Origin of the sequence: Arthrobacter psychrolactophilus (assembly GCF_003219795.1) — a bacterium.
Classification (GTDB): domain Bacteria; phylum Actinomycetota; class Actinomycetes; order Actinomycetales; family Micrococcaceae; genus Specibacter; species Specibacter psychrolactophilus.
Genome location: NZ_QJVC01000001.1, coordinates 214,045 through 239,420, shown reverse-complemented (window position 1 = coordinate 239,420; position 25,376 = coordinate 214,045). Strand labels below are relative to the sequence as shown.

Sequence of the window (25,376 nt, the reverse complement as noted above, 5' to 3'; positions counted from 1 at the left end):
CTCGGCTTTAAATGACACCGGGCGGCCCCGCTATGACGCGGAACCGCCCGGCATTTCCTGCTATGGGAGGACTAGCTGCACTTAGCTCGCGGGGGTGACGTGGAAGGTGCCGAAGGACAGGAAGTCGCCGTTCTTATCGGAGACGACCAGGGCGTCCTTACCGTTCTTGGCGCCTTCCGGAACCGTAAAGGTGAGGGCTCCATCGGCGTCCGCCAGGAACCAGCCGATGCGGGCACCGTGCTGGTTCAGGTGAACATATACCCACTCGTTCGTCGGCAGACCCTTGAGTGAGACGAGTTCGCCAACGCTGTACTTGCCATCCTGCAGCCCCAGCTCCACAGGGGCCTGACCCTTCAGGTTGGCACGCTCTACCAACGGTTCAAATGTCGGCTCTTCGGGCTCCGCGGGGGCAACCGGCAAGGTCACGGCGGCAAGGGAGGCCACAGCGGTGGCGTCCTTTGCTCCGTTCGCTGCGGCGACCGAAACGGAATGTGCCGCAATGGCACCCGCGGCGATTTCCGCCGTCGTCAGTTCACGCGTCTGCGTGAACGACACGCTTTCTCCAACAGCCAACGTGGCGGGGTCGCCGCCCAGGCCTGCAACACCCGTCAGGGGCACATTGCCAGAGTTAGCCGCAGTGACGGTGGTGGTCACGGTATCGCCGGCGCCGGCAAGAGCGTTGCCATCAACGTCATTCCAGACGATCTCCGCGGTGGCCGAGAGCTGCGGCTGGCGCGCTACGAGGTCTACCTCATCGCCCACGATCGTGTAGTTCACGGTCGTGGCACCGGTGGCAGAAACAGTCCAGGTGGTGGTGGGGACGAAGAAGCCCTGGGCCAGTTCAGCGGCCGTGACGATGTGCTTGGGAGTTGCACAGTTGTAGCCGCCGCCAACAAGGAGTTCCCGGAAGCGGCAGTTACCCGAACCATCCTCCGGGACGAAGGGCTTGAAGTTACCGGAGGTGGGAACGGCAGCCGCGGTGACGTTGCTGAGGCTGTCAACGCGGAACTGGTACGGCACGGCTTCGCCAACGGTGTAAGGCTTGGTAGCCAGATCGCGCAAGGTGTCAGTGGCAGCTCCGGAGATTTGCAGACCCACGATGTTCCCCGTGGCTCCGCCGGTGATGGTCGTGGGCACGATGGCCTGGATGGCGGTGTTGTTGACGCTGACGGTCGCGGTGAGATTGGTGGTCCCGGCGCGCAGGAAGGCCGGGATGGTGACCGGCACGGAGACTGTCTTGGACTCGCCATTGGCGATCGTGGGGATCTCGACACTGCCAAATTCCCAGCCAGCCTTCGGCGCGAATGTTGCTACGGCGTTCGTCAGGGCCGAGCCACTGTCGTTGGTCACGGTGAGCTCGGCGTTGACGGTTGCACCATTGGCACCCGTGAGGGGTGCGGCCGTGACGCTCGCACCACAGAACACACCCAGCCAGGCTGCGTTGAACTTGGCGAAGTGAATGTTGTTGCTGTCGCCCTCATAGAGCAGGCCAAAGTTGCCGTCGCTGAGCGCCGTGGCGGTGGAGTAAGCCATGTAGCCGCTCTTGAACTGCTTGCCGGCGCTCCATGTGGTGCCGTCGTCGCACGAGTAGCGGATGGAGCCGTTTTCGCGCGCCGTGGTGCTGTTGGCGTTGGAGAACAGCAAGACCTTGGCCGCGGCGGAACCCTGGGCCGCGTTCGGGTACATGCGGGTAATCGAGGCATTGTTGGTGGGGTCCAACAGCGTTGCGTCATAACGGACCGGGCCCCACGTCTGGCCACCATCCTTGGAGATCGCAACCTTGCGGCCCTTGCCGCCGGAGTTGTCGCGCGAGTTCAACATGAGATCGCCATTGGAGAGTTCCACGACCTTGTTCTCATCCATACGATCACCGACGAAGGCACCCTTCGTCCAGGTCTTCCCGTGGTCATCGGAGTAGACGCTGTACGCCTGGATAACCTCTGCTCCGGCAGCGTTGCGGACTCGTCCGGCAAACTGCTGCACCAAGCGGCCCTTGTACGCACCATATTTGAGCTGAATGCCCTCGCCGGAGGAGGCGAACATGCCGACGACGCCGCCAACGTTAGCGACGCCATTGACCGTCTCGCCAAGGGGCTTGACCACGTCGGTGACCAAGGGGCCATCGAACGCCGCATACTTGCTGCCGGTCGCATAGTTCTGGGGCACGGGAAGTGTGGGGATGTTGCTCGGGTCTGTGGACCAGGTCAGCCCGCGGTCGGTAGAGACGGAGACCTCGGTTCCGGTGACGTTTCGCACGGAGTCATCGGTACCCAAAATGCTGCCCCAGAAACCTTGGTTCTTGGAGTAGACGTGGAAATTAAAGACTGTGTCCGACTCTGCGTCATACACATAGCTGGGGTCGCTGAAGCCATACTGTAGCTGCGTGGAGGAGCCAATTTGGCCGCGGGAGACAAAGGTAGGGGCACCCCACGTCTGGCCGCCATCGACGCTGCGGCGCTGGACGATCGAGTTCGGTGCAGGCGAATCCCCACCATTGGGGCGGCCGTCATACGAGGCCAGAATGACCCCACCGCCGAGGTCAACTAAGGCCGGGATGCGGTAGCTCGGGGCCAAGGTGGAGCTAATGGCGTTATCGCCACGCACAGCCAAGGGCTGGTCCACGATGGACGGCGCTTCAGCGGCAGGAGCCGTCTCCTGCGCAAAAGCCGGACCCATCATGGAGGTCAGCAAGCCGGCGGCCAGGGCCCCGGCCGTCATGGCAACTCGCCCGCGCTTGACGCGGCGCACTGTATCGGTGGAAATCATCGATTCCTTTCACGTGGCCGGGAGTGGCCATCAAAGTTGTAAATCTTTTCAGCCACCCGTCGACCACAGCAAGAGATTGGACATAGGATGACCCTCATCACACTACCGTGTTACGGATCACAAAAAATAGAGTTATCTCAAATATTTCCTCCCCAAATTTGTGCAAATGCGACCTGCGCCACTCGAGTTCATGAGTTGGCTAACACTCGGTAGAATAGGAGGGCAAGCTCGCGGAGCGTCCAAAACTTATCGGTTTTCAGGTGGAACGTACCTGGTCCACAAGACGGCGTAAGACGGCACCTCCGCGGCCAACCCCTTTTACAACCAGGAGTTCCCTCGATGCCCCGGATCGTTGTCGACGTCATGCTCAAGCCCGAAATTCTGGACCCGCAGGGAAAAGCCATTGTTGGCGCACTTCCCCGCTTGGGCTTCACCGCATTCTCCGCTGTCCGTCAGGGCAAGCGTTTCGAACTGACGGTTGATGGCGAGGTGACCGACGAGATTCTGGCCCAGGCCCGTGAAGCCGCCGAGACCATGCTCTCCAACCCCGTCATTGAAGATGTAGTCAACGTTGAAGTTGTGGCGGACTAATCATGAGTGAAACTCCCTTGATTGGTGGCCTGACTCAGGCCCCCATTGATTCCCGCCTGGCGGGAGCCCGCATCGGCGTTGTCACCTTCCCCGGCACGCTCGATGACCGCGACGCCATCCGCGCCGTCCGCCTTTCAGGTGCCACCGCCGTCGAGCTGTGGCACGGCGACTCTGAACTGGCCGCTGTTGACGCCGTCATCATCCCCGGCGGTTTCTCCTACGGTGACTACCTGCGCGCAGGTGCCATCTCCCGCTTCGCCCCGTTGATGTCCAAGATCGTTGACGCGGCAAACTCCGATGCCAAGCTCCCTGTTTTGGGTATTTGCAACGGTTTCCAGATCCTGACCGAGGCACACCTGCTCCCCGGCTCCATGATCAAGAACGACCACCTGAAGTTCCTGTGCCGCGATCAGGTCTTGCGCGTTGAAAACAACACCTCCGCTTGGACCAACGCCTACGATCTCGGTCAGGACATCACCGTCCCGCTGAAGAACCAGGACGGCCAGTACATCGCCGATGAGAAGACGCTCGACGCCCTTGAGGCCGAGGGTCGCGTGGCATTCCGCTACGTTGGCGGCAACCCGAACGGTTCACGCCGTGACATTGCCGGTATCTCCAACGCTGCCGGCAACGTGGTGGGCCTCATGCCGCACCCGGAGCACGCAGTTGAAGAGGGCTACGGCCCCGGCCACACCGGCACCGACGGACTGGGTTTCTTCACCTCAGTTTTGAACACGCTTCTGGGAGGCAAATAAATGTCCGAGTCCACCAAGAAGTTCAACATCGATACGGTGGCTAACGCTGCCGTAACTCCTGACGTCGAACTGCCCTGGGCCGAGCTGGGCCTGAAGCAAAACGAGTTCGACGACGTCGTGAAGGTTTTGGGTCGACGCCCCACCGGCGCTGAGCTCGCCATGTACTCCGTTATGTGGAGCGAGCACTGCTCCTACAAATCCTCCAAGAACCACCTGCGCCAGTTTGGCGACAAGGTCACCGAGGAAATGAAGAAGGACATGCTGGTTGGCATCGGCGAAAACGCCGGCGTCACCAACCTGGGCGACGGCTGGGCCGTGACGTTCAAGATCGAGTCCCACAACTCGCCGTCGTTCGTTGAGCCCTACCAGGGTGCCGCAACCGGCATCGGCGGTATTGTTCGCGACATCATCTCCATGGGCGCCCGCCCGGTGGCCGTCATGGATCCGCTGCGTTTTGGCGCGATCGATCACCCGGACACCGCCCGTGTCATGCACGGTGCTGTTGCCGGTATCGGTGGCTACGGCAACTCGCTGGGTCTGCCGAACATCGGTGGCGAAATGGTGTTTGACTCCATTTACCAGGGTAACCCGCTGGTCAACGCTCTCGCAGTTGGCGTTATGCGCCACGAGGACATTCGCCTGGCCAACGCTTCCGGTAAGGGCAACAAGGTTGTCTTGTTCGGTGCCCGCACCGGTGGCGATGGCATTGGTGGCGCCTCGGTGCTCGCCTCGGAGTCCTTCGATGACACCAAGCCGTCCAAGCGTCCGGCCGTTCAGGTGGGTGACCCCTTTGCTGAGAAGGTCCTCATCGAGTGCTGCCTGGAACTGTTCAAGGGCTCCTTGGTTGAAGGTATCCAGGACCTTGGCGCCGCAGGTATTTCCTGCGCCACCTCGGAGCTGGCCTCCAACGGTGACGGCGGCATGGAAGTTGAACTGACCTCCGTTCTGCTGCGCGACCCCACCCTGACCCCGGGCGAAATCCTCATGTCCGAGTCGCAGGAACGCATGATGGCTGTTGTGACGCCTGAAAACGTCGCCGCTTTCGAGGCTGTCATGGACAAGTGGGCCGTGGAGTACTCCTGGCTCGGCGAAGTAACGGGAACGGGCCGCTTGATCATCAAGTGGGCTGGCGAAGTTATTGTCGACGTCGATCCCCGCACGGTTGCCCACGACGGTCCGGTTTATGACCGCCCGTACGCTCGTCCGGAATGGCAGGATGCCCTCCAGGCTGACAAGTTCAACGGTTCAGCCGCTGACGCAACGCGTCCGGCAACGGCCGAAGAGCTCAAGGCTGCCGTCGTGGAGCTTATCGCTTCCCCCAATATGTGCTCGAAGGACTGGATCACCAACCAGTACGACCGCTACGTTGGCGGTAACACCGCGCAGGCCTTCCCCGACGACGCCGGTGTCATCCGCGTGGACGAGGAAACCGGTTTGGGCGTTGCCTTGGCTACCGACGCCAATGGCCGCTACACCTTCCTTGACCCGTACCACGGTGCTCAGCTGGCCTTGGCCGAGGCTTACCGCAACGTGGCCACCTCCGGCGCCATCCCCATGGCCGTCAGTGACTGCCTGAACTTCGGCTCCCCCGAGGATCCGGATGTTATGTGGCAGCTCTCCGAGGCCATCCGCGGCCTGTCCGACGCCTGCATGGTCCTGGGCATCCCGGTCACCGGCGGTAACGTCTCGCTGTACAACCAGACCGGCAGCACCCCCATCCACCCGACCCCCGTGGTTGCGGTTTTGGGTAAGTTCGACGACGTCGCTCGCCGCACCCCCTCAGGCTGGAAGGAAGATGGCCAGGCCATCTACCTCTTGGGCACCACGGCCGACGATCTGGACGGCTCCGAGTGGGCCAACATGCGCGGCCACCTCGGTGGCCTGCCGCCGGCAGTCGATCTGGAGCGCGAACGCGAATTGGGCGAAATCCTCATCAATGCTTCACGCGACGGCATGATCGATTCCGCACATGACCTCTCCGAGGGTGGCCTCGCGGCTGCCTTGGTTGAGTCCGCCTTGCGCTTCAACACCGGTGCCCGCGTGGCCCTGGATGAGGTTGCCGCTCGCGATGGCGTGGACACCTTCACGCTGTTGTTCTCGGAAACTCAGGGACGCGCCATCGTGTCTGTCCCCCGCAGCGAAGAGGTTCGCTTCAACGACATGTGCACGGCACGCCAATTCCCGGTGTCCCGCATTGGTGTTGTTGACGCAGCCGGCAAGGCCTTGGATATCCAGGGTCTGTTCACCGCTGAGCTGGATGAACTCCGCGAAGCACACGAAGGAACCCTGCCGAAGTACTTCGGCTAAGGATTCCGCTCCTCGACCTGTCAGATAATGCCCTTAACCTTCAAGGTTAAGGGCATTATCTGACGGGTCGTTGCTGTTTGGGGGCCTAAACGCTCCCAGCCAAGGCGCGTGCGGCCTGTTGGTAGGAACGGGTCACGCCGGCCTGCGTCAATTTAGTCACAGGTGACCCCAGCGTATAGATCAACCCGGCCGGCTTGCTGAAAGCCAGGAGCCGAAATTGCACCCGGCCCTCAGCGGTTTTCATGGCGATAAACGCCTCTTCTCCGACGGCGGGATGCCCTGGCAAGGTGCCGTAGCCAAAGCCGGCCAGCTGCATCTTCGTTCCGCCCGGGCCCATGAGCGTCTGCGGTTCAAGCGCCCACACCACCTCACAGGGCACGGGGAGCCGGAGCCTTCCCACACCAAAACCGCTGACGATCTTCGCGCCGACCACGGCCCGCGGCGGCGCCGAGACCTGCAGCCCGGCCCGGCGCTGTATCTCCCACGTCATGATGCCTTCAGCTAAGGCGTCAAACACCTCTTGGCCCGTCCCAACGCTCAGGGTCTTATCGACGTGCGCGAAGCCCTGCGGCCAGTGCTCAGCCTGGGCATATTTCTGGGCCACCAGCCGGGTCAACCCCAACGACGGATAGTCCAGAGGTCCACGATTAGCCTTTGGCAACATAGCCACTCCACTCCAATGCTTCTTGCTGTTTCTTGGGCAGCCCTGCCACCACAAGGTCATACGAATCTTCCATCATTTCCAACACCATCTCCTCCTCAACGCAGGAGGTATCCACGGTGTTCCAATGCCGTTTATTCAGGTGATAGCCCGCGGTAATTCCCGGATGCGCCGCGCGCAAGGCCGGCGCCAGCTCGGGATCGCACTTGAGGCTGACGCAAAGTGGATCCCCACTAAGATCTCCCAGGGCGAAGATTTTACCGGGACGATTGGCACCGCCACTGGGGGATTTGACCTTGAAAACACTCGTCTCGGGTCCAAAGGGGAAGTCCTCATAGGCTCCGGGCATCGCCACGGCCGCCGCACGAAGCGTCTCTGCCGTGATGCTCATGCGATGGCGCGAACGTCGTAATGCAACATGGCGAATTGTCCGTACTGTGAGGCGCTGCGCAGCGTCAACCGATCAGCCCCCACGTTGCGTGGCAGCAGGGGCGCTCCGGCCGTCAGGGTCGCCGGGGCGACACTGATGACCAGCTCGTCAAGCGCGTCACAATCCAAGAACTGACCGGCCAGATCCCCTCCGCCCACAACCCAAACACCCAGATCTCCGGCGGCCGTCTTGATCTCGGCCAAAACCTCGCTCAGCGGACCGTCGATGAATCGGACATCGGCCCCTTCCGGAACGGGCAGCGTGCGCGAGGTGAAGACATAGGTGGGCTTAGTGCCATAAAACTGCTGCCACTTCTGGGGTTCGGCCAAGAGATTTTCCGCCCGCAGCACCCATTCATAGGTAGAAGAACCCTCGACAAAGACCCCCATCGAATCCATAAAGGCTGCAATGTCGGGAGCGCCGGAATCATCCACGGCAAAAAGCCAATCCAGTGAATGCTGTTGATCGGCGAGGAAACCGTTCAGGGTGGCCGCCGTGTAGTAAACAATTCGCGTCATGCTTCAACGCTACCTGCAGAATGGCTCGGCGCCAGCTACGGCATCTGCAAATAATCTTCCAGCAGCACAACCTTGAGCCCAGCAGCCTTTTGCGCCTTCATGAAAGCGCCCAGATCATCAGGGAATTCCGGCCGGAAGTGCATCAGCACGATGTCGCCGGGGCGCAGTCCACTGCCCACCTGATAATCCATTCCGCCAGCGTTGGCCTTGGTTTCCCAATCCACGATGGCCTTGAGCCCACACGCCGCCACGGCCCGCTGGGTCGCCTGCGTGTAAGGCCCGCCGGGTGGCCGGAAGAAGACCGGGCGCCGCCCATAGTGCTTCTCCTCAAAGTCCGCCATGCCACAGATCTCGGCTTTTTGCGCCTCGTAGCTGAGTTGGATGAACCCCAGATTGTGCGTCATGGTGTGGTTCTCGATGGGGTGCCCGGCGGCCGAATACTTTAAGAAAAAGTTGGGATCGTTGGCGATAATGTCGTGGGCTAGAAATATCGAGGCCTTGATGCCATGGCGCTCCAGCAGCGCCAGGTCCGAGTCACGCTTCACGGCGCCATCGTCGATCGTGAGGAAAACGACCTTTTGCTCCGTGGGAATCTTGGTCAGCACCGGAGCCAGCCCATCGACAATGGGTGGCAGCACATAGTCGGGCACCAGGCCATCGAGCGTATCCACCCGCCCCGTCACCGGATTGGTGGGCTGTGCACTGGGGATGACCGACGGCGGAGCTGACGTCGGCGCGGTGGTGCCGGCCGCCGTCGTGCTTGGGGAAGGTGAGACGTCAACTAGGCTAGCTGCCGCTGGCACCTTCTCGTCCGAGGTGTGCCGAAGCACCCACCAGGTCCCGGCCGCCACAAGCACCAGGGCAAAAGCTAGAACGAGGTAAGCGATCCGTCGGCCGTCTTGGCGAGGACGGGAGAGGTGGCGCGGCATGGCAAACGTCCTTGGCTCATGGGGCGGAGGGCCCACAGAGCGGTTGTCGCGAGCCTAGAGACCCAGTTTTGCAGATTCGATCTTGGGACAGGTATTCATGACGACATTGAGTCCGGCGGCCTTGGCGCGCGCAGCGGCATCCTCGTCAATAACGCCCAGTTGCATCCAGACGGTTTTAGCCCCGATCGCGATGGCCTGGTCGACGACAGCACCCACCTTGGCGGAATTCACAAAGCAATCCACCACGTCAACGGCCCCCGGAATCTGGTCCAGGGAGGTGTACCCCTTGGCACCGTGAACATCGTCGCCCTTGAGGCTGACCGGAATAATTTCATGTTTGAGGTGCTGCTGCAGGAAGGCCGAAACCTGCACGGCCGGGCGCAGCGGGTTACCGGAGAGGCCAACGATGGCCCACCTCCCGGGGGTGGTCAGCAGTCGATGGATGAGCTCGGGGTCATTTACATGTGCCATACTTCGAGCCTAATCCCCTTTTTACCAGGAGCCATCTCTGGCCGGGGCTCAGGCGTCGACAAACGACTCGTCGCTGCTGGGCCGATCGTTGTCACCGGAATCCGATTCGACTTCTTCCTCTTCTTCCGCGTCCTCATCAAGGTCCACATAGTCATCGCTCGTGAGTTCCTCGGTGTAGAGGGCCCAGAACTCATTGGCGGCGGCTGCGGCGGGGTCCAGGTGCTGAAGTTGCTCCTGGAAGGACTTCTTGACGGCTGAGAAGTCGTCATCGTCTTCCGGCCCCACCGTGTCGCGGTCGATGGAACCCCAAGCCGCCACGATGGCCGGAAGTGTCTCCAGCTTTGAGGCGATGAGGGTTTCCTCGTCCTCACACACGAACTGCACCGCGAAATTTTTCCGATTCACCACAACGAACTGAAAATCATCGTCGTTGCACACAATGGCGCGGCCAGCGGCGTCGTTAGCGAAGGGTGGTTTCAGCCATTGCCCATCCAGCGGCACATCCTCAAGTGCCACCGGAAACATCGGCTCTAACACTTCCCAGATCTTGGCATCATTCATGACTTCCTCCTGATCCTGACCCTAACCACCGGCTCATTCCACGTCAACGGGGACTTTTTAAGACGCCGCGGAAACCTCCTGCGATCCCTCAAAACGGCGGTTGCTCAGCACGGGCAAGAATTCCCGAACTTCCTCGACACGGCGGTGCGTGACGTCCGTGGTGGCAATACCCTCGGCTTCCTCATTGAGGAAAGCGACGGGGATCCCCATAGGATCAAGGATGGCGGAATGACCAATACAGTGGCTGCTCGAGGTGCCCGCGGCAACGACCCAGCAGGTGTTCTCGATGGCGCGTGCCTTCAGCAGCGTCTCCCAGTGATCGACCTTGTGTTCGCCCTTGAACCAGGCGGCGGAAACGCAGATCAAGTCGGCGCCCGAGGTGGTGAGGGCGCGGGCGAGTTCCGGGAATCGGATGTCGTAACAGGTCATGATGCCTACCTTGAAACCACCCACGTCCAGCAGCGTGATGCCCTTGTCCCCCGGCTTGATGCGGGTGGACTCCTGGTAGGAGAAGGCGTCGTAGAGGTGCAGTTTGCGGTAGGTGCCTAGGATTTCACCATCGGCACCGACGGCCACGAGGGTGTTGTAGGGGCGTGGCTCGCCGCTGGATTCGTAACCGCCCGCGATGACCGCAATCCCGGCGTCGGCGGCGAGCAGCGAAATGCCCTGCACGAAGGTGGTCCACTGTGCGTCGACTGCGGCGGAGAACTCACCCTCTACCTGGCCGACCGAGAACATGGCCTCTTCCGGGAACACGATCAGCTGGCTGCCTTCTTGCACCGCAGCGGCAGAAAGCTTGCGCATGGTGGCCAGATTCGTGGTGACATCTCCGCTGGGATTGAACTGTCCAACGCTGACTTTCATGGCCAAGGGTCCTTCCATCGGTTTAACTGTGCCTACAGACTAGCCGCCCTGGACCAAGCCGGGTAAAACAAAAGGCGAGGACGACGCGCGGAACTTGTGTTCCGGCGTCGTCCTCGCCTTTGTGGTCCGGCAAGTAGGGACTAGTCGTTGATGAGGTCGTAACGCACGATCGTCTGGTCACGGGCCGGGCCAACACCAATGGCGGAGAGCCGGGTGCCGGACATGCCTTCCAGAGCCAGCACGTAGTTGCGTGCATTCTCCGGCAGGTCTTCCATGGTGCGGGCGGAGGTGATGTCCTCGGTCCAGCCCGGGAAGTACTCGAAGATCGGCTTCGCGTGGTGGAAGTCGGTCTGCGTCATGGGCATTTCATCAAAGCGCACGCCGTCAACGTCATAAGCAACGCAGACCGGGATGGATTCGATGCCCGTGAGGACGTCCAGCTTGGTGACGAAGTAGTCCGTGAAGCCGTTGACGCGGGAAGCGTGGCGGGCCAGAACGGCATCGTACCAACCACAGCGACGCGGGCGGCCGGTGTTCACACCGAACTCGCCACCGGTCTTCTGGAGATAGATACCCATCTCATCGAACAGTTCCGTGGGGAACGGGCCGGCGCCAACACGCGTGGTGTAGGCCTTGATGATGCCCACGGCGCGGTTGATGCGGGTGGGGCCAATGCCTGATCCAACCGAGGCGCCACCGGCGGTCGGGTTGGAGGAGGTCACGAACGGGTAGGTGCCGTGGTCGACGTCCAGGAACGTGGCCTGGCCGCCTTCCATGAGCACGACTTCGCCGCGGTCCAAGGCTTCGTTCAGGACGAACGTTGCATCGATGACCATGGGGCGTACGCGCTCGGCGAAGGCAAGGAAGTAATCAACAACTTCTTCAACCTCAACGTCGCGACGGTTGTAAACCTTCACGAGCAGTTCGTTCTTCTGCTTGAGCGATCCTTCAACCTTCTGGCGCAGGATGGACTCGTCGAAGAGATCCTGAACGCGGATACCCAGGCGGGCCACCTTGTCCATGTAGGCCGGGCCAATGCCGCGACCCGTGGTACCGATTGCTCGGCTACCCAGGAAACGCTCGGTGACTTTGTCCAAAACCTGGTGGTACGGGGCCACCAGGTGGGCGTTGGCGGAAATGCGCAGCTTGGACGTATCCGCGCCGCGAGCCTCTAGGCCCTCAATTTCCTCAAACAACGCCTCAAGATTCACAACGCAACCATTACCAATAATGGGTGTTGCATTGGGGCTCAGAATACCGGCAGGAAGGAGCTTGAGCTCATACTTCTCACCGCCTACGACTACGGTGTGCCCGGCATTGTTACCACCGTTGGGCTTCACTACATAGTCGACCAAACCACCTAAAAGGTCTGTGGCTTTGCCTTTACCTTCGTCACCCCACTGGGCGCCGACGATTACGATTGCTGGCATGGGACCCTCCCCCTTGCTCATAAGTTGAGCCGGACGCTGCATTGATCAGCGGTTGTTCCGCCGTACGGTGTCCGGGCACGAAAATACCCCTTGGGAACCGCACCGCAGGATCTGACGAGTGCCAGTCAAGCGAACGATCAAGGGGGTCTTACCTCCTAAGTTTACTTCACGGCCCCTGCAGTCGCACATTCCGCACCACCTTTGGACGAGGTTGCTACAAATCATGTCCTGCATTTTTATTGTCTTCGCGACAGTAAACACATATACTGTCTTCAGGAAAGTAAAAAGGTCGCCTCTCAGGAGGCGACCCAAGGAGGCAGTCGTGACGGCATTCGAGAACCAGGGGAACCACCCTGTGAGGCCCTATAGCCACACGCTCATGAGCTCACTCGTTCGCATCATTGGCGAGTGGAGCGCTCCGGATTTTCTGACCGCAGTTGTGGCGCGGGAAGGACTGGAACTGGATCATGGATCCATCACTGTCATCACCTTCCTCTCCACGGGAGCGCCTCGACGCCCCTCCGACCTGGCACGAAAAATGGTGACCGGCGCCTCCAATATGAGCAAAATCCTGGCACGACTGAGCACGGCCGGGATTGTGGAACGCGTTCCCGATCCTGCTGATGCCCGGGCCAGTCTCGTCACACTCACCCCAAACGGACGCACCGTCGCGAATTCCTTTGTTCACGCCGGCGACTCCTTGGTAGCCGAGCTACTCACTGGATGGGAACAACAGGACCGTCTGGATCTGGTGCGCTTGCTGAACAAATTGGAACACTCCACCACGGAATTGTCCCGCCACCTACGAACCACCCCAAAACGTCCGGAGTCTTCAACACCGGAGCACATCGAAGGAGAACTATCATGACTGAAACAGCAACTACTCGTAGCTACATCGTCACCGGCGCAGGCTCAGGAATTGGCCTCACCACCGCAACACTCTTGCGCGAACGCGGCGAGACCGTCATCGGCGTTGACCTCAAGGGCGCCGAGATCGACGCCGATCTGAGCACGGCGGCCGGCCGCAAGGAAGCCGCAGAAAAGGCTATCGAACTCTCCAACGGCACGATCGACGCCGTTATCGCCTGCGCCGGCATCTCCGCACCCATCCCCCTGACGGTCAGCGTGAACTACTTCGGAGTCACTGAGTTCCTGGAACTTTTGGCCCCCGTTCTGGCCAAGAGCCCGGCGCCGCGTGCCGCCGTCGTCAGTTCCGCAGCATCGCTGCAGACCAACTCACCGGAACTCGTTGACGCTCTCCTGGCAGGCGACGAAGCCAAGGCTCTGGAAATTGGTGCCGCCTTGACGGCGCAGGGTCCCGCCGGTTACCTCAACTACCCGTCCAGCAAGCGCGCACTGAGCCGCTGGGTTCGCCGCGAAAGCATCACGGCCCGCTGGGCCGGCGCCGGCATCCCGTTGAACGCCGTCGCTCCCGGAACCGTGGTCTCCCCCATGACCGAGAAGCTACTCTCCACGGAAGAGGGTCGCAAGCTGGTTGATGACAACATGCCGATGCCGCTGAACGGGCATTCGAAGCCGATCGCGCTGGCTTACCTCCTCACCTGGTTGACCAGCGAAGAAAACACCCACACCACGGGTCAGACCATCTACATCGATGGTGGCGTTGACGCGACACTGCGTGGAGACAACATCTGGGACTAGGGGATGGCACTGCCCTCAAAAATGGGGCAGATTCTCCCTATACCTGCGTTGACCCGTCACGTCGCGCCGCTTTGGCCGTGGGTTAAGGGCGTGATCTGGCGGGTCAACGCTGAGCCAGGCATGCCCGCCGGCGAAAACCTGCTGGCGAGCTACCGCACAGCCTCGATCGCGGCTTCACCCAGGTCCGCCCAGCGTTCGGCGCAGGCCAGCGGAGCCACGACCCAATCTTTAAACGGCCGTCCCATGCCCGACGGGTCAAAGAGCGTGGCTCCCGGAAGTTCAAGGGCCGCGGCATGCGCCCTACTGTCGCGGCCCAATTTGAAGGCCACACCATCTCCGTGAAGACAGCCAATAGCCTTGTTGCCGACCATGAGCGAGGTGGCTCCGAACATTTTTCCTACCGTGACACCCAACCCCGCCAGGTCAGCGGCCAGGGCTTCGAAGTCGGCGACCGCCAGCGGGGACGAAATTGCTTTTTCCATGCCCACAGCATGACTCATGGTTGGTCCGACGTCGAGATCCGGGCACAAAAAACGGAGCCTGTGTGTGAGCCGGTGATTTTTCACCGACTCACACACAAGCTCCGTCTTTGAGTAAACGCTACAGAGCAGCTTCGATCGCGGCCGTGGCCAACGGGTCGGAGTCGTTCAGGAACGTGGCAATGCGGGCAGCCTCATCGGACTCGCCGATAGCTCCGGCCGCACGGCCCAGCGCGTACAGCGCACGCAGGAAGCCGCGGTTTCCTTCGTGTGCGTACGGGACAGGGCCCGTTCCACGCCAGCCATTGCGACGCAGGGAGTCCAGGCCGCGGTGGTAGCCGGTACGCGCGTAGGCGTAGGACTCGATGGTCCGGCCTTCCGCAAACGCCTCGTCTGCCAAGATCGCCCACAAGAGGGACGAGGTCGGGTTCCCGGCGGCGAGATCAACAGCCTCGTCACCTGCAGCCAGACGGGCCTCAACAGCCTCCTCAACCGGGAGCAATGTGGGCTCCGGGCCGAGCAGGTTCTTGCGGAAATCGTCAGACATTTACTTGAACGTCTTGCCTGCGGAGCCGAGCTGCGAGGCAGCCTCAACAACGCGTGCTGCCAGGCCCTTTTCGGCCGAGGCGCCCCAGACGCGGGGATCGTAAAGCTTCTTGTTGCCAACTTCGCCGTCAACCTTCAGGACGCCGGAGTAGTTGGAGAACATGTGGTCAACAACCGGGCGCGTGTAGGCGTACTGGGTGTCGGTGTCGATGTTCATCTTGATGACACCGAAGGAAACTGCGTCAGCGATTTCCTGATCGGAGGAGCCCGAGCCGCCGTGGAAGACCAGGTCGAAGGGGTTTTCCTTGCCGATCTTGGCGCCAACAGCTGCCTGGATTTCCTTCAGGATTTCCGGGCGCAGCTTGACGTTGCCGGCCTTGTACACGCCGTGCACGTTGCCGAAGGTCAGGGCCGTGATGTAGCGGCCGTTTTCGCCGGAGCCGAGGGCTTCGACGGTCGCCAGACCATCTTCGATGGTGGAGTACAGCTTGTCGTTGATGGCGTTCTCTACACCGTCTTCTTCGCCGCCAACAGCGCCGATTTCAACTTCGAGGATCATCTTTGCTGCGGAGGTGCGGGCCAGCAGTTCGCGGCCAATGCGCAGGTTCTCTTCGAGAGTTTCTGCGGAACCGTCCCACATGTGGGAGTTGAAAATCGGGTCACGGCCGGCAGCAACTTCGCGCTCTGAAGCTTCGAGCAAGGGCAGAACGAAGCCGTCCAGCTTGTCCTTGGGGCAGTGGTCGGTGTGGAGAGCCACGTTGATCGGGTAGTTCTTGGCAACTTCGCGAGCAAATGCTGCGAAGCCCAAGGAACCGGCAACCATGTCCTTGACGCTGGCGCCGGACCAGTAGGCGCCGCCACCGGTGGAAACCTGGATGATGCCGTCGGTTCCGGCATCGGCGAAGCCCTGGAGGGTTGCGTTAAGGGTCTGTGAGGATGTCACGTTGACCGCGGGGTAGGCGAATCCGCCAGCCTTGGCGCGGTCGATCATTTCGGCATACTTGTCCGGTGTTGCGATGGGCATGAAAAGCTCCTCTGGGCTGAACGGTACAAAGGGGCTGACGACACGTCAACCCCGCATAGCTAGCTCCATCTTAGCGATTACGCCCAGAGTGGCGAACAAGATGAAGCCAAGGTTCAGTCTGTGGACATTTTCAAGCCCGACGTCGAACCCCTCACCAGCCGCCCCTCCCCCCATCGTGGAGAGGCTAGGAGACCCGCTGGTTGAACACGTGGCGGCGGATCCATGCGTGCATGGCGATGCCGGCTGCGGAGGCGGCGTTGATGGAACGAGTCGAGCCAAATTGCTCAATCGACAAGGTGGTCTCCGCCGCGGTGTGGACCTCATCGCTTAGCCCCGGGCCCTCCTGGCCGAACACGAAGACGCAGTTGCGGGGCAGCTCATAGCTCTCAAGCTGCTCAGAGTCCGGGAAGATGTCGATGCCGATAATGGCCAGGCCTTCGCCCTTCGCCCACACCACAAAGTCCTCCACCGTGGGGTGGTGACGGACGTGCTGGTAGCGGTCGGTGACCATGGCGCCGCGCTTGTTCCACCGGCGTCGTCCAATGATGTGGACTTCCTTGGCGAGGAAGGCGTTGGCGGTGCGCACCACGGTGCCGATGTTCATGTCGTGTTGCCAGTTCTCAATGGCGACATGGAATTCGTGGCGGCGCGTGTCCAATTCGGCGATGATGGCGTCCATGGACCAGTACCGGTATTCGTCCAGGACGTTGCGACGGTCGCCAATGGCCAACAGCTCTGGGTCCCAGTGGTCGCCCTCGGGCAGCTCACCTTCCCACGGCCCAACGCCGACCTCATGGTGCAGTTCGGGATATTCGGGCGTTTCCGCGGGGGTGGTTTCATCCTGCGCGGGAGAAGTGTTCTCTGAATGGCTCACCGGTTAACTTTAGCCGCTAGTTCCCCGGCGTTCCTTCGTGCGGTGATGGATCTGACAGACTGGAGCTTGAATATCATTGCCCCTTCAGGAGGAACCATGAGCAACGTGCAAAATCGCCAGCCCTTAGATATTGAATGCTGGCTCACCGACATGGACGGCGTCCTGGTCCACGAGAATAAGGCTGTCCCCGGTGCCGCCGACCTGATTCAGCGCTGGGTAGACACCTCTAAGCGATTCCTGGTCCTGACCAATAACTCGATCTACACCCCGCGTGACCTGGCTGCACGTCTCAAGCAGTCGGGCCTAGAAGTCCCCGAGGAAAACCTCTGGACCTCGGCTCTCGCCACGGCACAGTTCTTGAAGTCGCAGATGCCGGGCGGACGCGCCTATGTCATCGGCGAGGCTGGATTGACGACGGCGTTGCATGAGGCCGGCTTCATCCTCACCGACCAGAAGCCCGACTATGTAGTTCTCGGCGAAACCCGCAGCTACTCCTTCGAGGCCATCACGAAGGCCATCCGACACATTGGTGACGGCGCCCGTTTCATCGCCACCAACCCGGATGCCACCGGCCCGTCCATGGAAGGGCCCCTGCCTGCCACGGGTGCCATTGCCGCATTGATCACTAAGGCCACCGGCCGCGATCCTTACATTGTGGGCAAGCCCAACCCGATGATGTTCCGTTCAGCCATGAACCGGATTCAGGCACATTCGGAAACCACCGCCATGATCGGTGACCGGATGGACACCGACATCATTGCCGGCATGGAGGCTGGCCTGCACACCGTGCTGGTCTTCAGTGGCATCACGCAGCCTGCGGACATCGATGCATACCCGTTCCGCCCGAATCAGGCCTTGAACTCTGTGGCAGACCTGCTCGATCACCTCTAAGCAGCACACCAACCAGAAGAAGGAAGTCCGTCACGCGTACCGTCACCCGTTTGCTGCAAATATCCGACGTCGAGGAGCTCACGGAGCTCTTCGTGAACAATCGGGATTTTTTGCGCCCCTGGGATCCGGTACGCGAGGATGAATTCTTTACCGTTGCGAAGCAGGGCGAACTGGCCAGCGCCGCCTTAGAGGCTTATGAGGCCGGCACCATGGTGCCGTTTGTCATCGTGAACTCGCAAGGCGGCTTGGCCGGCCGCTTGAATATCAACGGCATTGTGCACGGCGCCTTGCAGTCGGCCGCCCTGGGATATTGGGTGGCCGAAGCCGAGAACGGCGCAGGGCTTGCCAGCGCCGCGGTTGCGGAGGCCGCCGACTATGCCGCGAACCAGCTTGGCTTGCACCGCCTTCAGGCTGAAACGCTGGTGCACAATGTTCGCTCGCAGAAGGTGCTCGAGAAAAACGGGTTCAGCCGCTACGGACTGGCGCCAAAATATCTCAAGATCGCCGGCGAATGGCAGGACCACATCATGTTCGCGCGCATCTTGGAACCTGCCCCACTGAGCTAACGCTCAGCGGGGCAGGCTGTTAGGAACCCAGCTGTCCGCCGGACTCCTCGAGATAACAGGTGCCGCACAGGGATTCATACCAAACCTCGGCACCCTCGATGGCGACCTGTTCGCCGTCGAACACAATATCCCCGCCCACGCGGCGGGTATTGAACATGGCCTTCCGGCCACAACGGCAAATGGTTTTCAGCTCTTCGAGCGAATGTGCGATTTCCAGCAGCCGGGCAGCCCCAGGGAAGGCGCGGGTGCGGAAGTCCGTCCGCAGGCCATAAGCCAGAACCGGAACTCCATCCAGAACAGCGATGCGGAACAGATCGTCAACCTGTGCGGGGTCTAGGAACTGGGCCTCGTCGACCAGTAGGCAGGCGACGGGCGCCATGTCGACGTGCTCGAGGAGCGCATCGGGATCATCGCCTCGGGCCTGAGCGGCGAACAAGGCCCGCGCGTCTGCTCCGGGCGGGATGATGAAGTCCACCTCGCGGCTCACCCCCAGGCGAGAAACAATCGAGTTCTCCCCTTTTGTGTCCACTCCGGGCTTGGCTAACAGGACCCGTTGCCCGCGTTCTTCATAGTTGAAGGCCGCCTGCAAGAGACCCGTCGACTTGCCGGAGTTCATGGCACCATGACGGAAATACAGCTTCGACAAAACAATCCTCTCCTTGCCTCAGGCAAGGTTGGTTAATGATGGTCAGGATGGAAGTTACGCGTTGGTACTTCTACCCTGACACGAGCTTTCGCCATAGGGTTATATAAGCATTGAAATATGTGGTTTCACCACTACTAAGGAAGTGCGCCATGCCCGAGTTCATGGACGTCCACCATCATATGCAGGGCATTACCGCAGATGCCCTCAAGGCAGCCCATGAGGCCGACCTGCAAGCGCAAGGTGAAGAGAATGTGGTCTTCAAGAGCGCTTGGGCCGACCCCGAGACAGGCAAAGTTTTTTGCCTGTCCGAGGCACCCTCAGCCGATGCCGTGCAGGGCGTTCATGAGCGCACCGGGCATGCCGCTGACGAAATCCACACCATCACCTTGACGGTTTAGTCCAGGCCGAGTTCGTCCTTGCCGAAGATGAACAGGTAGGGCACATTAGCTTCTGCTTCGATGCGCTCCTTGGCACCTGTGTCGCGATCAACGATCACGGCGACGGCGACGATGTTGCCGCCGGCCTTGCGTACGCCCTCGACGGCGGTCAGGGCGGAACCGCCCGTGGTGGAGGTGTCTTCCAGAACGACGACGTTGCGACCGTCAACTCCGGGACCTTCGACCTGACGGCCCATGCCGTAGGACTTCTGGGCCTTGCGGACGACGAAGGCGTCGATGGCGCGGCCTGCATCGCCGGCTGCGTGCATGAGGGCGGTTCCGACAGGATCGGCACCCATGGTCAGGCCACCGGCGGTTTCAAATTCAATGCCGGCATCATCCAGCATGGCCAGCATGACGCGGCCGGCGAGGCGGGAAGCCTCGTGGTGGAGCGTGATGCGACGCAGGTCGATGTAGTAATCGGCCTCTTTACCGGAGGACAGGATTACCTTGCCGTGAACAACGGCCAGCTCCTTAACAAGTTCGAGTAGGCGGGCGCGGTCAGCAGCAAGTGTTGAGGTCATAGTTTTCATTGTAATTGGGTCACGCAACACCGCCGAAATACGCACAAGCTACGCTAGTCGTATGCGCGAACTACAGGCACAGATCATTGCAGAACTTGGCGTCCAACCCACGATTGACCCGGCTGCGGAAATTACCCGCCGCGTCACGTTCCTAAAGGACTATCTCAAGGCCACAGGAACTAAGGGATACGTGCTGGGCATCAGCGGCGGCCTCGATTCCTCGCTGGCCGGGCGCCTGGCTCAGCTAGCCGTCGAAGAACTGGCAACCGAGGGCATCGAGGCGAATTTCATCGCCGTCAGGCTCCCCTATGGCATCCAGCACGATGAGGATGATGCTCAGGCGGCGTTGAGGTTCATCAATGCCAAGACCGAATCGACCTTCAACATCGCCCCGGCGGTGGACGGTTTTGAGGCAGAATTCGCCAAGACCGCCACGGAAGATGTCACCGATTTCAACAAGGGCAACATCAAGGCCCGCTCCCGGATGATTGCGCAATATGCCTTGGCTGGCCACGACAACTTGCTCGTCATCGGCACCGACCATGCCGCGGAATCCGTCACCGGTTTCTTCACCAAGTTTGGCGACGGCGGAGCGGACATCCTGCCGCTGTTCACCTTGAATAAGCGCCAAAACCGGGCCCTGTTGCAGGAGTTGGGCGCCCCGGAAAAGATCTGGAACAAGGTGCCCACGGCTGATCTGCTCGACGGGGTCCCCGGCCGCACCGATGAGGACGAGCTCGGCATCAGCTACGACGCCATCGACGACTACCTCGAGGGAAAGACCATTCCCGAAGAGGCCGCCGCCGCCATCGAACGCCGTTTCCTTCAGAGCCGGCACAAGCGCACCGTTCCGGTGTCCCTGCTCGATAACTGGTGGCGCTAACCTCTAGCGCTTAAAGTTCGACGGCGGACCACCCACTGAGGTGGGTGGTCCGCCGTCGAACTTGTCAGAAAAGAGTTAGGACGTCAGGGAGTCCACATATTCCTGGTTCTCGCCGATCCAGGTCTTGACAACCTCGGTGTAGTCGTCAATCTTGTCGCCGCCAAACATGGCATTTTCCAAGGAATACAGCGTCTTGGAGTCCATCGTGAAGTCCTTGAGCCAGCCATTGAGCGTGGGGTAATCGGCGTCGAAATCAAGGCGTGAATAGCCGTAAATTCCCTCGGCCTCGCCCAGTGCGCCCTGGGGATCCTTCAGATCCTTGACAGGGAAAGCGTCGTAGGCCCAGTGCGGACGCCACAAGGTGACGGCGATGTTCTCGCCCTTAGACGTTGCCGTCTTCAGCTCCGAGAGCATAGCCGGGGTGGATGAGGTGACGTAGTCCATTTTGTCCAGGCCGTATGTGGGGATGACCTTTTCGGTGGTGACCTTCGTCAAGCCGGCGGCAGGCTCGATGCCGATGATCTTGTTGCCGAAGGCATCGGCGTTGGCAGCCAACTCATCGAGCGAATCGATCGGGGCGTCCTCGTTGACCGCGATGGTCAGGGCAGCCTCGTCGTTCCACTGGCCCAACTCGGAGATCTTCTCGCCGTATTCCTCCATCAGGCTGGCGTGGGTGACGGGCAACCAGGTGTCCAGCGTCAGATCGTAGTCGCCGGTGGAGAGCCCGGAGAAGACGGGTGCCACGTCAGCATTTTGCAGCTTGACGTTGTATCCCTTCTCATCGAGGATCACCTTCCACAGTTCCGAGGCCGCAATGCCCTCGTCCCAGCCGTTGAAAACAGCAACCGTGACGTCTTTCTTGTCCCCGTTGTCCAGGACCGCCCCGGCACTTCCGGCGCCACAGGCGCTCAGGGCCAGGGCCGTGGTTGCCGCAATAGCAACGACGCTCAAAAAATTCTTCTTCATGATTCATTCCTTTCATTGGCAGCACTACATGCCTTGCTGCCGCGATTGGTTTGCATACTCTTCATAAGGGCGAAGTTAGCTGTTCTTGCCGCGCGTTCCGGCCGTATTCTTGCCGAAGCTGGCCGTGACCCGGTCTAGGAAGATCGCCAAAATGACGACGGCGATACCCGCCTCGAAGCCCAGCCCGGCATCGATGCGGCTCAGGCTCGCGACCACGTCGCCGCCCAATCCGCCCGCGCCCACCATGCCGGCGATGACCACCATGGAAAGTGAGAGCATGATGACCTGGTTGACGCCCGCCATGATGGTGGGGCGTGCCAGCGGCAGCTGAATCTGGCGCAGGATGCGTGCCGGGCTGGAGCCAAAGGCATGCCCGGCTTCCACAACTTCCTGATCCACGCCACGAATGCCAAGTTCCGTGAAGCGGACGCCGGGGGCCATCGAGAAGATGATGGTGGCGACGATGCCTGGGACTACGCCCACACGGAACATGACCAGGGCGGGAATCAAATACACCATGGCCGGCATGGTCTGCATGAAATCCAGAATGGGTTTAATGATGGCCGAGGCCCGGTTTGAGCTGGCCGCCCAGATCCCCAACGGGATACTGATGACAACCGTAACCACCGTGGCAATGAGCACCAGCGCGAGGGAGTTCATGGCGTTTTCCCACTGGTTGACGCCCACAATGACGGCAAAACCAAAGGCGGTGCCGACCCCTAATTTCCAGCCGCTGGCCCACCAGGCAATCGCGGCAAAGACCACGATGACAACCCAGTACGGCGGTGCCGAAAATAGCCATTCAATACCGTCATAGGCGCCCACCAAGATGGCGCGGATGAAGTCAAATACGGCATCCAGTGTTGTTGTCAGCCAGTCGAGGCCAATCTCAACCCAGTCGCCCAACGGGATCCTAAACATCGGTTCCACTATGCGTCTCCTTCGGTCAAGGCCAGAGCGGCGGTGACAACTTGTTCGGGGATGGGCGCCACGACCGCATCAACCACGGGGAATTCACCGGTGGTGGAGGGGACGTTGCCCAAGGCGGCCAGGAGCGTGACTCTCGGCAAGGCACCTACGAGCCGTCCGGCGTCGTCCACAACAGGCAATGGGATGGGACTCTCGACGGCGCGGCCAAAGAGATCGTTCAACGACGTCTCGGGGCTGACCGGATCGATCCCAACACGCACCACGGCGCCCAAATCGGAGCTGTGCGCCTCGACCTGTTTCATGACGTCGCGGTCGCGCACAATGCCCAGATAATTCCGGCGGCGGTCCACCACAAATGCGGCGGAGACCTGCAGATCGCGCATGGTGCGCAAGGCGTTGCGGGGCCCACCAGAAAGGTTAACCACGGCCAGGGGCGGTTCCATGACGCCACCGGCCGTCAGTACGCGGGTGCGATCCACGTCCTGCACAAATTGGGCCACATAGTCGTTGGCCGGGTGGGTGAGGATCTCATCCGGGGTGCCAATCTGGACGATCTCACCATCACGCATGACGGCGATCCGGTCACCGAGGAACATGGCCTCGTTGAGGTCGTGCGTGATGAAGATGATGGTCTTGTCGAGCTCGGATTGCAGCAGCACCAATTGCTCCTGCATTTCGCGCCTAATCAAGGGATCCAAGGCGGAGAAGGCCTCATCCATGAGCAAGATATCGGTTTCGGCGCACAGGGCGCGGGCCAAGCCAACGCGTTGCTGCATGCCTCCGGAGAGCTCGCCGGGGTACTTTTCGCCCCAGCCTTCCAGCCCCACAAGGGAGAGGATTTTTTCGGCGCGAGCCAGACGCTCCGGCTTCGCCACGCCTTGAACTTCAAGGGCATAGGCGGCGTTCTCCAGCACGGTACGGTGCGGCATGAGTGCAAAGTGCTGGAAGACCATGGAGATCTTTTGCTGTCGGACGCGGCGCAGTTCTTTGTCGCTGACCTTGGAAATATCGCTTCCCCCGACAACCACTGAGCCCTCGGTGGGCGACCACAAACCGTTTAAGGTGCGGATCAACGTGGACTTGCCCGAGCCGGACAGGCCCATGACAACGAAGATCTCGCCCTTTTTAACCTCAAAGGAGGCGTCAATGACGGCGGCCGTGCCCAACGCGGTCAGTTCATCGCGCTTCTTGCCACCCTTGAGGCGTTTGATGACCTCGGCCGGGCGCTTGCCAAAAACTTTGTACAAATTCTTAACGCTCAGTGCAATGGCGTTCTCGGCGTCGTTATTTTGTTCGTTTGTTGCTTCGTACACGTAGTACCCATCTACGCGGATGTTCGGATCCCGGCCTTTCGGCGAGGGACACGGCGAACAGTCGCGATTGGTGTTTCGTGCTGCAGGCGTTGATACGCGTCAAACTCTTCGCTCCCCCGCATGCCCCGGCCGGGGCAGCAAGGAAAGACGGCCCCACACCTCGGTGGGGGAACGGGAAGCTATCCCTGCCGCCAGTTCGACGGCCTGTGTCTGGCTGCCCGTTTCAACGCATTGACAGGATGATTCGTCATCCCCGCATTGACCACATGGCAGTTGCCCGCAGGCTTGTCGGTCTACTGGTTCATTCCCACGCTAACAAAGGCATTTTCACTATCAGCGTAATTTTGACTGTTTTTTGGCCCAATAATCTCCAAAGTCCGCACATCGCATCGAGTACTCGCGGCTCAGTAGGCGTTACAGCTTTGTGACCATAGGGGCCTTAATCATCTCTGCAGCCTCATCTGCGGGGTGTCTCTTCCCACAGTTATTCCATTCGCGAGGGTTTTCGCAGGCCCGCCTCAGAGAATTACTTGATAGCTTGGACAGGTGAAGATCGCTACCTGGAATGTAAATTCGCTCCGCGCCCGTGCCGACCGTGTGGAGGACTGGCTGCGCCGTACCGACGCCGATGTGCTGGCCATCCAAGAAACCAAGTGCAAGGACGAGAATTTCCCGTGGGAACTCTTTGAAAACAATGGCTACGAGGTAGCCCATTTTGGTTTCAGCCAGTGGAACGGCGTCGCGATTGCCTCCCGTGTTGGTCTGGAAGATGTGGAACGCACCTTCGTGAACCAACCGGCCTTCGGCAAGGGCGGCCTAGATCCGGTGCAGGAAGCCCGCGCCATCGCCGCCACGTGCAATGGCGTGCGTATCTGGAGCCTCTACGTGCCTAATGGCCGTGCCCTTGACGATGAGCACATGCCCTACAAGCTGCAGTGGCTCGACGAGCTCAAGAATCAGGCTACGGGCTGGCTCGCGGCAGACCCCAACGCCCAGATCGCCCTCATGGGTGACTGGAATATCGCTCCTCAGGACGACGACGTCTGGGACATCGACTTTTTCCGCACCCAGGGCCTCACACATGTCAGCGAACCCGAGCGCGCCGCCTTCTCGGCGTTTGAGGCGGCCGGTTTTACCGATGTCGTCCGTCCTCTGCATCCCGGCCCGGGCATCTACACCTACTGGGATTACACGCAGCTGCGCTTCCCCAAGAAGGAGGGCATGCGGATCGACTTCGTCATGGCCTCCCCCGCGCTGGCTGCCCGCGTGAGCTCTGCCGAGATCGACCGCGAGGAACGCAAGGGTAAGGGCGCCTCCGACCATGCACCCGTCATCGTAGAGCTGGGCTGATT

The 25,376-nt window shown here is 60.8% G+C and carries 28 protein-coding genes; 10 read left to right on the top strand and 18 right to left on the bottom strand.

Annotation, left to right across the window (positions count from 1 at the left end; genetic code table 11):
• Positions 1–81: 81 nt before the first annotated feature.
• Positions 82–2,766: an exo-alpha-sialidase gene (locus CVS30_RS17885; RefSeq protein ID WP_181419644.1), complete on the bottom strand. Its 2,685-nt coding sequence runs from the start codon at positions 2,764–2,766 to the stop codon at positions 82–84.
• A 339-nt stretch (positions 2,767–3,105) separates the two neighbouring features.
• On the opposite strand from CVS30_RS17885, the gene purS reads away from it, so the two are divergent.
• Genes purS through purL form a run of 3 tightly spaced genes read left to right on the top strand, consistent with a single transcriptional unit; the run spans position 3,106 to position 6,419 of the window.
• Positions 3,106–3,357, top strand: coding sequence for a phosphoribosylformylglycinamidine synthase subunit PurS (gene purS / locus CVS30_RS01115; RefSeq protein WP_110483480.1), 252 nt, complete (start codon positions 3,106–3,108; stop codon positions 3,355–3,357).
• A gap of 2 nt (positions 3,358–3,359) precedes the next feature.
• Positions 3,360–4,112 (top strand): phosphoribosylformylglycinamidine synthase subunit PurQ, encoded by a 753-nt coding sequence (gene purQ / locus CVS30_RS01110; RefSeq protein WP_110483479.1) that lies wholly within the window; start codon positions 3,360–3,362, stop codon positions 4,110–4,112.
• Entirely contained in the window at positions 4,113–6,419 is a 2,307-nt protein-coding gene (gene purL / locus CVS30_RS01105; protein WP_110483478.1) for a phosphoribosylformylglycinamidine synthase subunit PurL, read from the top strand.
• A gap of 85 nt (positions 6,420–6,504) precedes the next feature.
• Here purL and CVS30_RS01100 read toward each other — a convergent pair whose 3' ends face one another.
• The 8 genes from CVS30_RS01100 to CVS30_RS01065 all read right to left on the bottom strand — a co-directional run bounded on the left by CVS30_RS01100 (position 6,505) and on the right by CVS30_RS01065 (position 12,283).
• Positions 6,505–7,083 carry a DUF1990 domain-containing protein gene (locus tag CVS30_RS01100; RefSeq protein ID WP_110483477.1) on the bottom strand — a complete coding sequence of 193 codons (579 nt, stop codon included), beginning with the start codon at positions 7,081–7,083 and terminating at the stop codon, positions 6,505–6,507.
• Positions 7,067–7,471: an MmcQ/YjbR family DNA-binding protein gene (locus tag CVS30_RS01095; protein WP_110483476.1), complete on the bottom strand. Its 405-nt coding sequence runs from the start codon at positions 7,469–7,471 to the stop codon at positions 7,067–7,069. The genes CVS30_RS01100 and CVS30_RS01095 overlap by 17 nt, the downstream gene beginning before the upstream one ends.
• Positions 7,468–8,028, bottom strand: a complete 561-nt coding sequence (locus tag CVS30_RS01090) for a dihydrofolate reductase family protein (RefSeq protein ID WP_110483475.1) — start codon at positions 8,026–8,028, stop codon at positions 7,468–7,470. The genes CVS30_RS01095 and CVS30_RS01090 overlap by 4 nt, the downstream gene beginning before the upstream one ends.
• Before the next feature lie 35 nt (positions 8,029–8,063).
• Positions 8,064–8,957 carry a polysaccharide deacetylase family protein gene (locus CVS30_RS01085; protein WP_110483474.1) on the bottom strand — a complete coding sequence of 298 codons (894 nt, stop codon included), beginning with the start codon at positions 8,955–8,957 and terminating at the stop codon, positions 8,064–8,066.
• Positions 8,958–9,011: 54 nt separating this feature from the next.
• A complete protein-coding gene (locus CVS30_RS01080; protein ID WP_110483473.1) occupies positions 9,012–9,428 on the bottom strand; it encodes a CoA-binding protein in 417 nt (138 codons plus the stop codon).
• A gap of 48 nt (positions 9,429–9,476) precedes the next feature.
• Entirely contained in the window at positions 9,477–9,989 is a 513-nt protein-coding gene (locus CVS30_RS01075) for an SUKH-4 family immunity protein (protein WP_110483472.1), read from the bottom strand.
• Between the two features lie 57 nt (positions 9,990–10,046).
• Positions 10,047–10,853, bottom strand: a complete 807-nt coding sequence (locus CVS30_RS01070; protein ID WP_110483471.1) for a carbon-nitrogen hydrolase family protein — start codon at positions 10,851–10,853, stop codon at positions 10,047–10,049.
• Positions 10,854–10,993: 140 nt separating this feature from the next.
• Entirely contained in the window at positions 10,994–12,283 is a 1,290-nt protein-coding gene (locus CVS30_RS01065) for an adenylosuccinate synthase (RefSeq protein ID WP_110483470.1), read from the bottom strand.
• 379 nt (positions 12,284–12,662) lie between these two features.
• Between CVS30_RS01065 and CVS30_RS01060 the strand changes: the two genes are divergently transcribed.
• Positions 12,663–13,151, top strand: a complete 489-nt coding sequence (locus tag CVS30_RS01060; RefSeq protein WP_181419643.1) for a MarR family winged helix-turn-helix transcriptional regulator — start codon at positions 12,663–12,665, stop codon at positions 13,149–13,151.
• Positions 13,148–13,945 (top strand): SDR family oxidoreductase, encoded by a 798-nt coding sequence (locus tag CVS30_RS01055; protein ID WP_110483468.1) that lies wholly within the window; start codon positions 13,148–13,150, stop codon positions 13,943–13,945. The genes CVS30_RS01060 and CVS30_RS01055 overlap by 4 nt, the downstream gene beginning before the upstream one ends.
• A gap of 149 nt (positions 13,946–14,094) precedes the next feature.
• Here CVS30_RS01055 and CVS30_RS01050 read toward each other — a convergent pair whose 3' ends face one another.
• The 4 genes from CVS30_RS01050 to CVS30_RS01035 all read right to left on the bottom strand — a co-directional run bounded on the left by CVS30_RS01050 (position 14,095) and on the right by CVS30_RS01035 (position 16,796).
• Positions 14,095–14,427, bottom strand: coding sequence for a hypothetical protein (locus CVS30_RS01050; protein ID WP_110483719.1), 333 nt, complete (start codon positions 14,425–14,427; stop codon positions 14,095–14,097).
• 118 nt (positions 14,428–14,545) lie between these two features.
• Complete coding sequence (locus CVS30_RS01045; protein WP_110483467.1) at positions 14,546–14,971, bottom strand: DUF3151 domain-containing protein; 426 nt, start codon at positions 14,969–14,971, stop codon at positions 14,546–14,548.
• Positions 14,972–15,994 carry a class II fructose-bisphosphate aldolase gene (fbaA, locus tag CVS30_RS01040; protein ID WP_044579260.1) on the bottom strand — a complete coding sequence of 341 codons (1,023 nt, stop codon included), beginning with the start codon at positions 15,992–15,994 and terminating at the stop codon, positions 14,972–14,974.
• A gap of 184 nt (positions 15,995–16,178) precedes the next feature.
• Positions 16,179–16,796: a TrmH family RNA methyltransferase gene (locus CVS30_RS01035; protein ID WP_245934386.1), complete on the bottom strand. Its 618-nt coding sequence runs from the start codon at positions 16,794–16,796 to the stop codon at positions 16,179–16,181.
• A gap of 168 nt (positions 16,797–16,964) precedes the next feature.
• On the opposite strand from CVS30_RS01035, the gene CVS30_RS01030 reads away from it, so the two are divergent.
• Together CVS30_RS01030 and CVS30_RS01025 are read left to right on the top strand one after the other, a co-directional pair.
• Positions 16,965–17,759: an HAD-IIA family hydrolase gene (locus CVS30_RS01030; protein ID WP_110483465.1), complete on the top strand. Its 795-nt coding sequence runs from the start codon at positions 16,965–16,967 to the stop codon at positions 17,757–17,759.
• Positions 17,760–17,809: 50 nt separating this feature from the next.
• Positions 17,810–18,325, top strand: coding sequence for a GNAT family N-acetyltransferase (locus CVS30_RS01025; protein WP_110483464.1), 516 nt, complete (start codon positions 17,810–17,812; stop codon positions 18,323–18,325).
• Positions 18,326–18,344: 19 nt separating this feature from the next.
• Here the strand turns inward: CVS30_RS01025 and CVS30_RS01020 are convergent, their stop codons facing one another.
• Positions 18,345–18,971: a thymidine kinase gene (locus CVS30_RS01020; RefSeq protein ID WP_110483463.1), complete on the bottom strand. Its 627-nt coding sequence runs from the start codon at positions 18,969–18,971 to the stop codon at positions 18,345–18,347.
• A 149-nt stretch (positions 18,972–19,120) separates the two neighbouring features.
• Between CVS30_RS01020 and CVS30_RS01015 the strand changes: the two genes are divergently transcribed.
• On the top strand, positions 19,121–19,369 hold the full coding sequence (locus tag CVS30_RS01015; protein ID WP_110483462.1) for an SCO4226 family nickel-binding protein: 249 nt from the start codon (positions 19,121–19,123) through the stop codon (positions 19,367–19,369).
• Here CVS30_RS01015 and pyrE read toward each other — a convergent pair.
• Positions 19,366–19,932 (bottom strand): orotate phosphoribosyltransferase, encoded by a 567-nt coding sequence (pyrE, locus tag CVS30_RS01010; protein ID WP_110483461.1) that lies wholly within the window; start codon positions 19,930–19,932, stop codon positions 19,366–19,368. The genes CVS30_RS01015 and pyrE overlap by 4 nt on opposite strands.
• A gap of 61 nt (positions 19,933–19,993) precedes the next feature.
• Here pyrE and nadE point away from each other — a divergent pair, with 61 nt between their 5' ends.
• On the top strand, positions 19,994–20,815 hold the full coding sequence (gene nadE / locus CVS30_RS01005; protein WP_110483460.1) for an NAD(+) synthase: 822 nt from the start codon (positions 19,994–19,996) through the stop codon (positions 20,813–20,815).
• 75 nt (positions 20,816–20,890) lie between these two features.
• Here nadE and CVS30_RS01000 read toward each other — a convergent pair whose 3' ends face one another.
• The 3 genes from CVS30_RS01000 to CVS30_RS00990 all read right to left on the bottom strand — a co-directional run bounded on the left by CVS30_RS01000 (position 20,891) and on the right by CVS30_RS00990 (position 24,024).
• Positions 20,891–21,781, bottom strand: a complete 891-nt coding sequence (locus CVS30_RS01000; protein ID WP_110483459.1) for a glycine betaine ABC transporter substrate-binding protein — start codon at positions 21,779–21,781, stop codon at positions 20,891–20,893.
• Between the two features lie 75 nt (positions 21,782–21,856).
• On the bottom strand, positions 21,857–22,702 hold the full coding sequence (locus CVS30_RS00995; RefSeq protein ID WP_110483718.1) for an ABC transporter permease: 846 nt from the start codon (positions 22,700–22,702) through the stop codon (positions 21,857–21,859).
• A gap of 8 nt (positions 22,703–22,710) precedes the next feature.
• Positions 22,711–24,024 (bottom strand): quaternary amine ABC transporter ATP-binding protein, encoded by a 1,314-nt coding sequence (locus tag CVS30_RS00990; RefSeq protein ID WP_245934371.1) that lies wholly within the window; start codon positions 24,022–24,024, stop codon positions 22,711–22,713.
• A 546-nt stretch (positions 24,025–24,570) separates the two neighbouring features.
• Here CVS30_RS00990 and CVS30_RS00985 point away from each other — a divergent pair.
• Positions 24,571–25,374 (top strand): exodeoxyribonuclease III, encoded by an 804-nt coding sequence (locus CVS30_RS00985; protein WP_110483458.1) that lies wholly within the window; start codon positions 24,571–24,573, stop codon positions 25,372–25,374.
• Positions 25,375–25,376 lie beyond the last annotated feature (2 nt).

What these genes read in the sequence shown, in the direction of transcription:
- CVS30_RS17885 (WP_181419644.1), bottom strand. Translation starts at nt 2,766, where the DNA reads ATGATTTCCACCGATACAGTGCGCCGCGTCAAGCGCGGGCGAGTTGCC.
- purS (WP_110483480.1), top strand. Translation starts at nt 3,106, where the DNA reads ATGCCCCGGATCGTTGTCGACGTCATGCTCAAGCCCGAAATTCTGGAC.
- purQ (WP_110483479.1), top strand. Translation starts at nt 3,360, where the DNA reads ATGAGTGAAACTCCCTTGATTGGTGGCCTGACTCAGGCCCCCATTGAT.
- purL (WP_110483478.1), top strand. Translation starts at nt 4,113, where the DNA reads ATGTCCGAGTCCACCAAGAAGTTCAACATCGATACGGTGGCTAACGCT.
- CVS30_RS01100 (WP_110483477.1), bottom strand. Translation starts at nt 7,083, where the DNA reads ATGTTGCCAAAGGCTAATCGTGGACCTCTGGACTATCCGTCGTTGGGG.
- CVS30_RS01095 (WP_110483476.1), bottom strand. Translation starts at nt 7,471, where the DNA reads ATGAGCATCACGGCAGAGACGCTTCGTGCGGCGGCCGTGGCGATGCCC.
- CVS30_RS01090 (WP_110483475.1), bottom strand. Translation starts at nt 8,028, where the DNA reads ATGACGCGAATTGTTTACTACACGGCGGCCACCCTGAACGGTTTCCTC.
- CVS30_RS01085 (WP_110483474.1), bottom strand. Translation starts at nt 8,957, where the DNA reads ATGCCGCGCCACCTCTCCCGTCCTCGCCAAGACGGCCGACGGATCGCT.
- CVS30_RS01080 (WP_110483473.1), bottom strand. Translation starts at nt 9,428, where the DNA reads ATGGCACATGTAAATGACCCCGAGCTCATCCATCGACTGCTGACCACC.
- CVS30_RS01075 (WP_110483472.1), bottom strand. Translation starts at nt 9,989, where the DNA reads ATGAATGATGCCAAGATCTGGGAAGTGTTAGAGCCGATGTTTCCGGTG.
- CVS30_RS01070 (WP_110483471.1), bottom strand. Translation starts at nt 10,853, where the DNA reads ATGAAAGTCAGCGTTGGACAGTTCAATCCCAGCGGAGATGTCACCACG.
- CVS30_RS01065 (WP_110483470.1), bottom strand. Translation starts at nt 12,283, where the DNA reads ATGCCAGCAATCGTAATCGTCGGCGCCCAGTGGGGTGACGAAGGTAAA.
- CVS30_RS01060 (WP_181419643.1), top strand. Translation starts at nt 12,663, where the DNA reads ATGAGCTCACTCGTTCGCATCATTGGCGAGTGGAGCGCTCCGGATTTT.
- CVS30_RS01055 (WP_110483468.1), top strand. Translation starts at nt 13,148, where the DNA reads ATGACTGAAACAGCAACTACTCGTAGCTACATCGTCACCGGCGCAGGC.
- CVS30_RS01050 (WP_110483719.1), bottom strand. Translation starts at nt 14,427, where the DNA reads ATGGAAAAAGCAATTTCGTCCCCGCTGGCGGTCGCCGACTTCGAAGCC.
- CVS30_RS01045 (WP_110483467.1), bottom strand. Translation starts at nt 14,971, where the DNA reads ATGTCTGACGATTTCCGCAAGAACCTGCTCGGCCCGGAGCCCACATTG.
- fbaA (WP_044579260.1), bottom strand. Translation starts at nt 15,994, where the DNA reads ATGCCCATCGCAACACCGGACAAGTATGCCGAAATGATCGACCGCGCC.
- CVS30_RS01030 (WP_110483465.1), top strand. Translation starts at nt 16,965, where the DNA reads ATGAGCAACGTGCAAAATCGCCAGCCCTTAGATATTGAATGCTGGCTC.
- CVS30_RS01015 (WP_110483462.1), top strand. Translation starts at nt 19,121, where the DNA reads ATGCCCGAGTTCATGGACGTCCACCATCATATGCAGGGCATTACCGCA.
- pyrE (WP_110483461.1), bottom strand. Translation starts at nt 19,932, where the DNA reads ATGACCTCAACACTTGCTGCTGACCGCGCCCGCCTACTCGAACTTGTT.
- nadE (WP_110483460.1), top strand. Translation starts at nt 19,994, where the DNA reads ATGCGCGAACTACAGGCACAGATCATTGCAGAACTTGGCGTCCAACCC.
- CVS30_RS01000 (WP_110483459.1), bottom strand. Translation starts at nt 21,781, where the DNA reads ATGAAGAAGAATTTTTTGAGCGTCGTTGCTATTGCGGCAACCACGGCC.
- CVS30_RS00995 (WP_110483718.1), bottom strand. Translation starts at nt 22,702, where the DNA reads ATGTTTAGGATCCCGTTGGGCGACTGGGTTGAGATTGGCCTCGACTGG.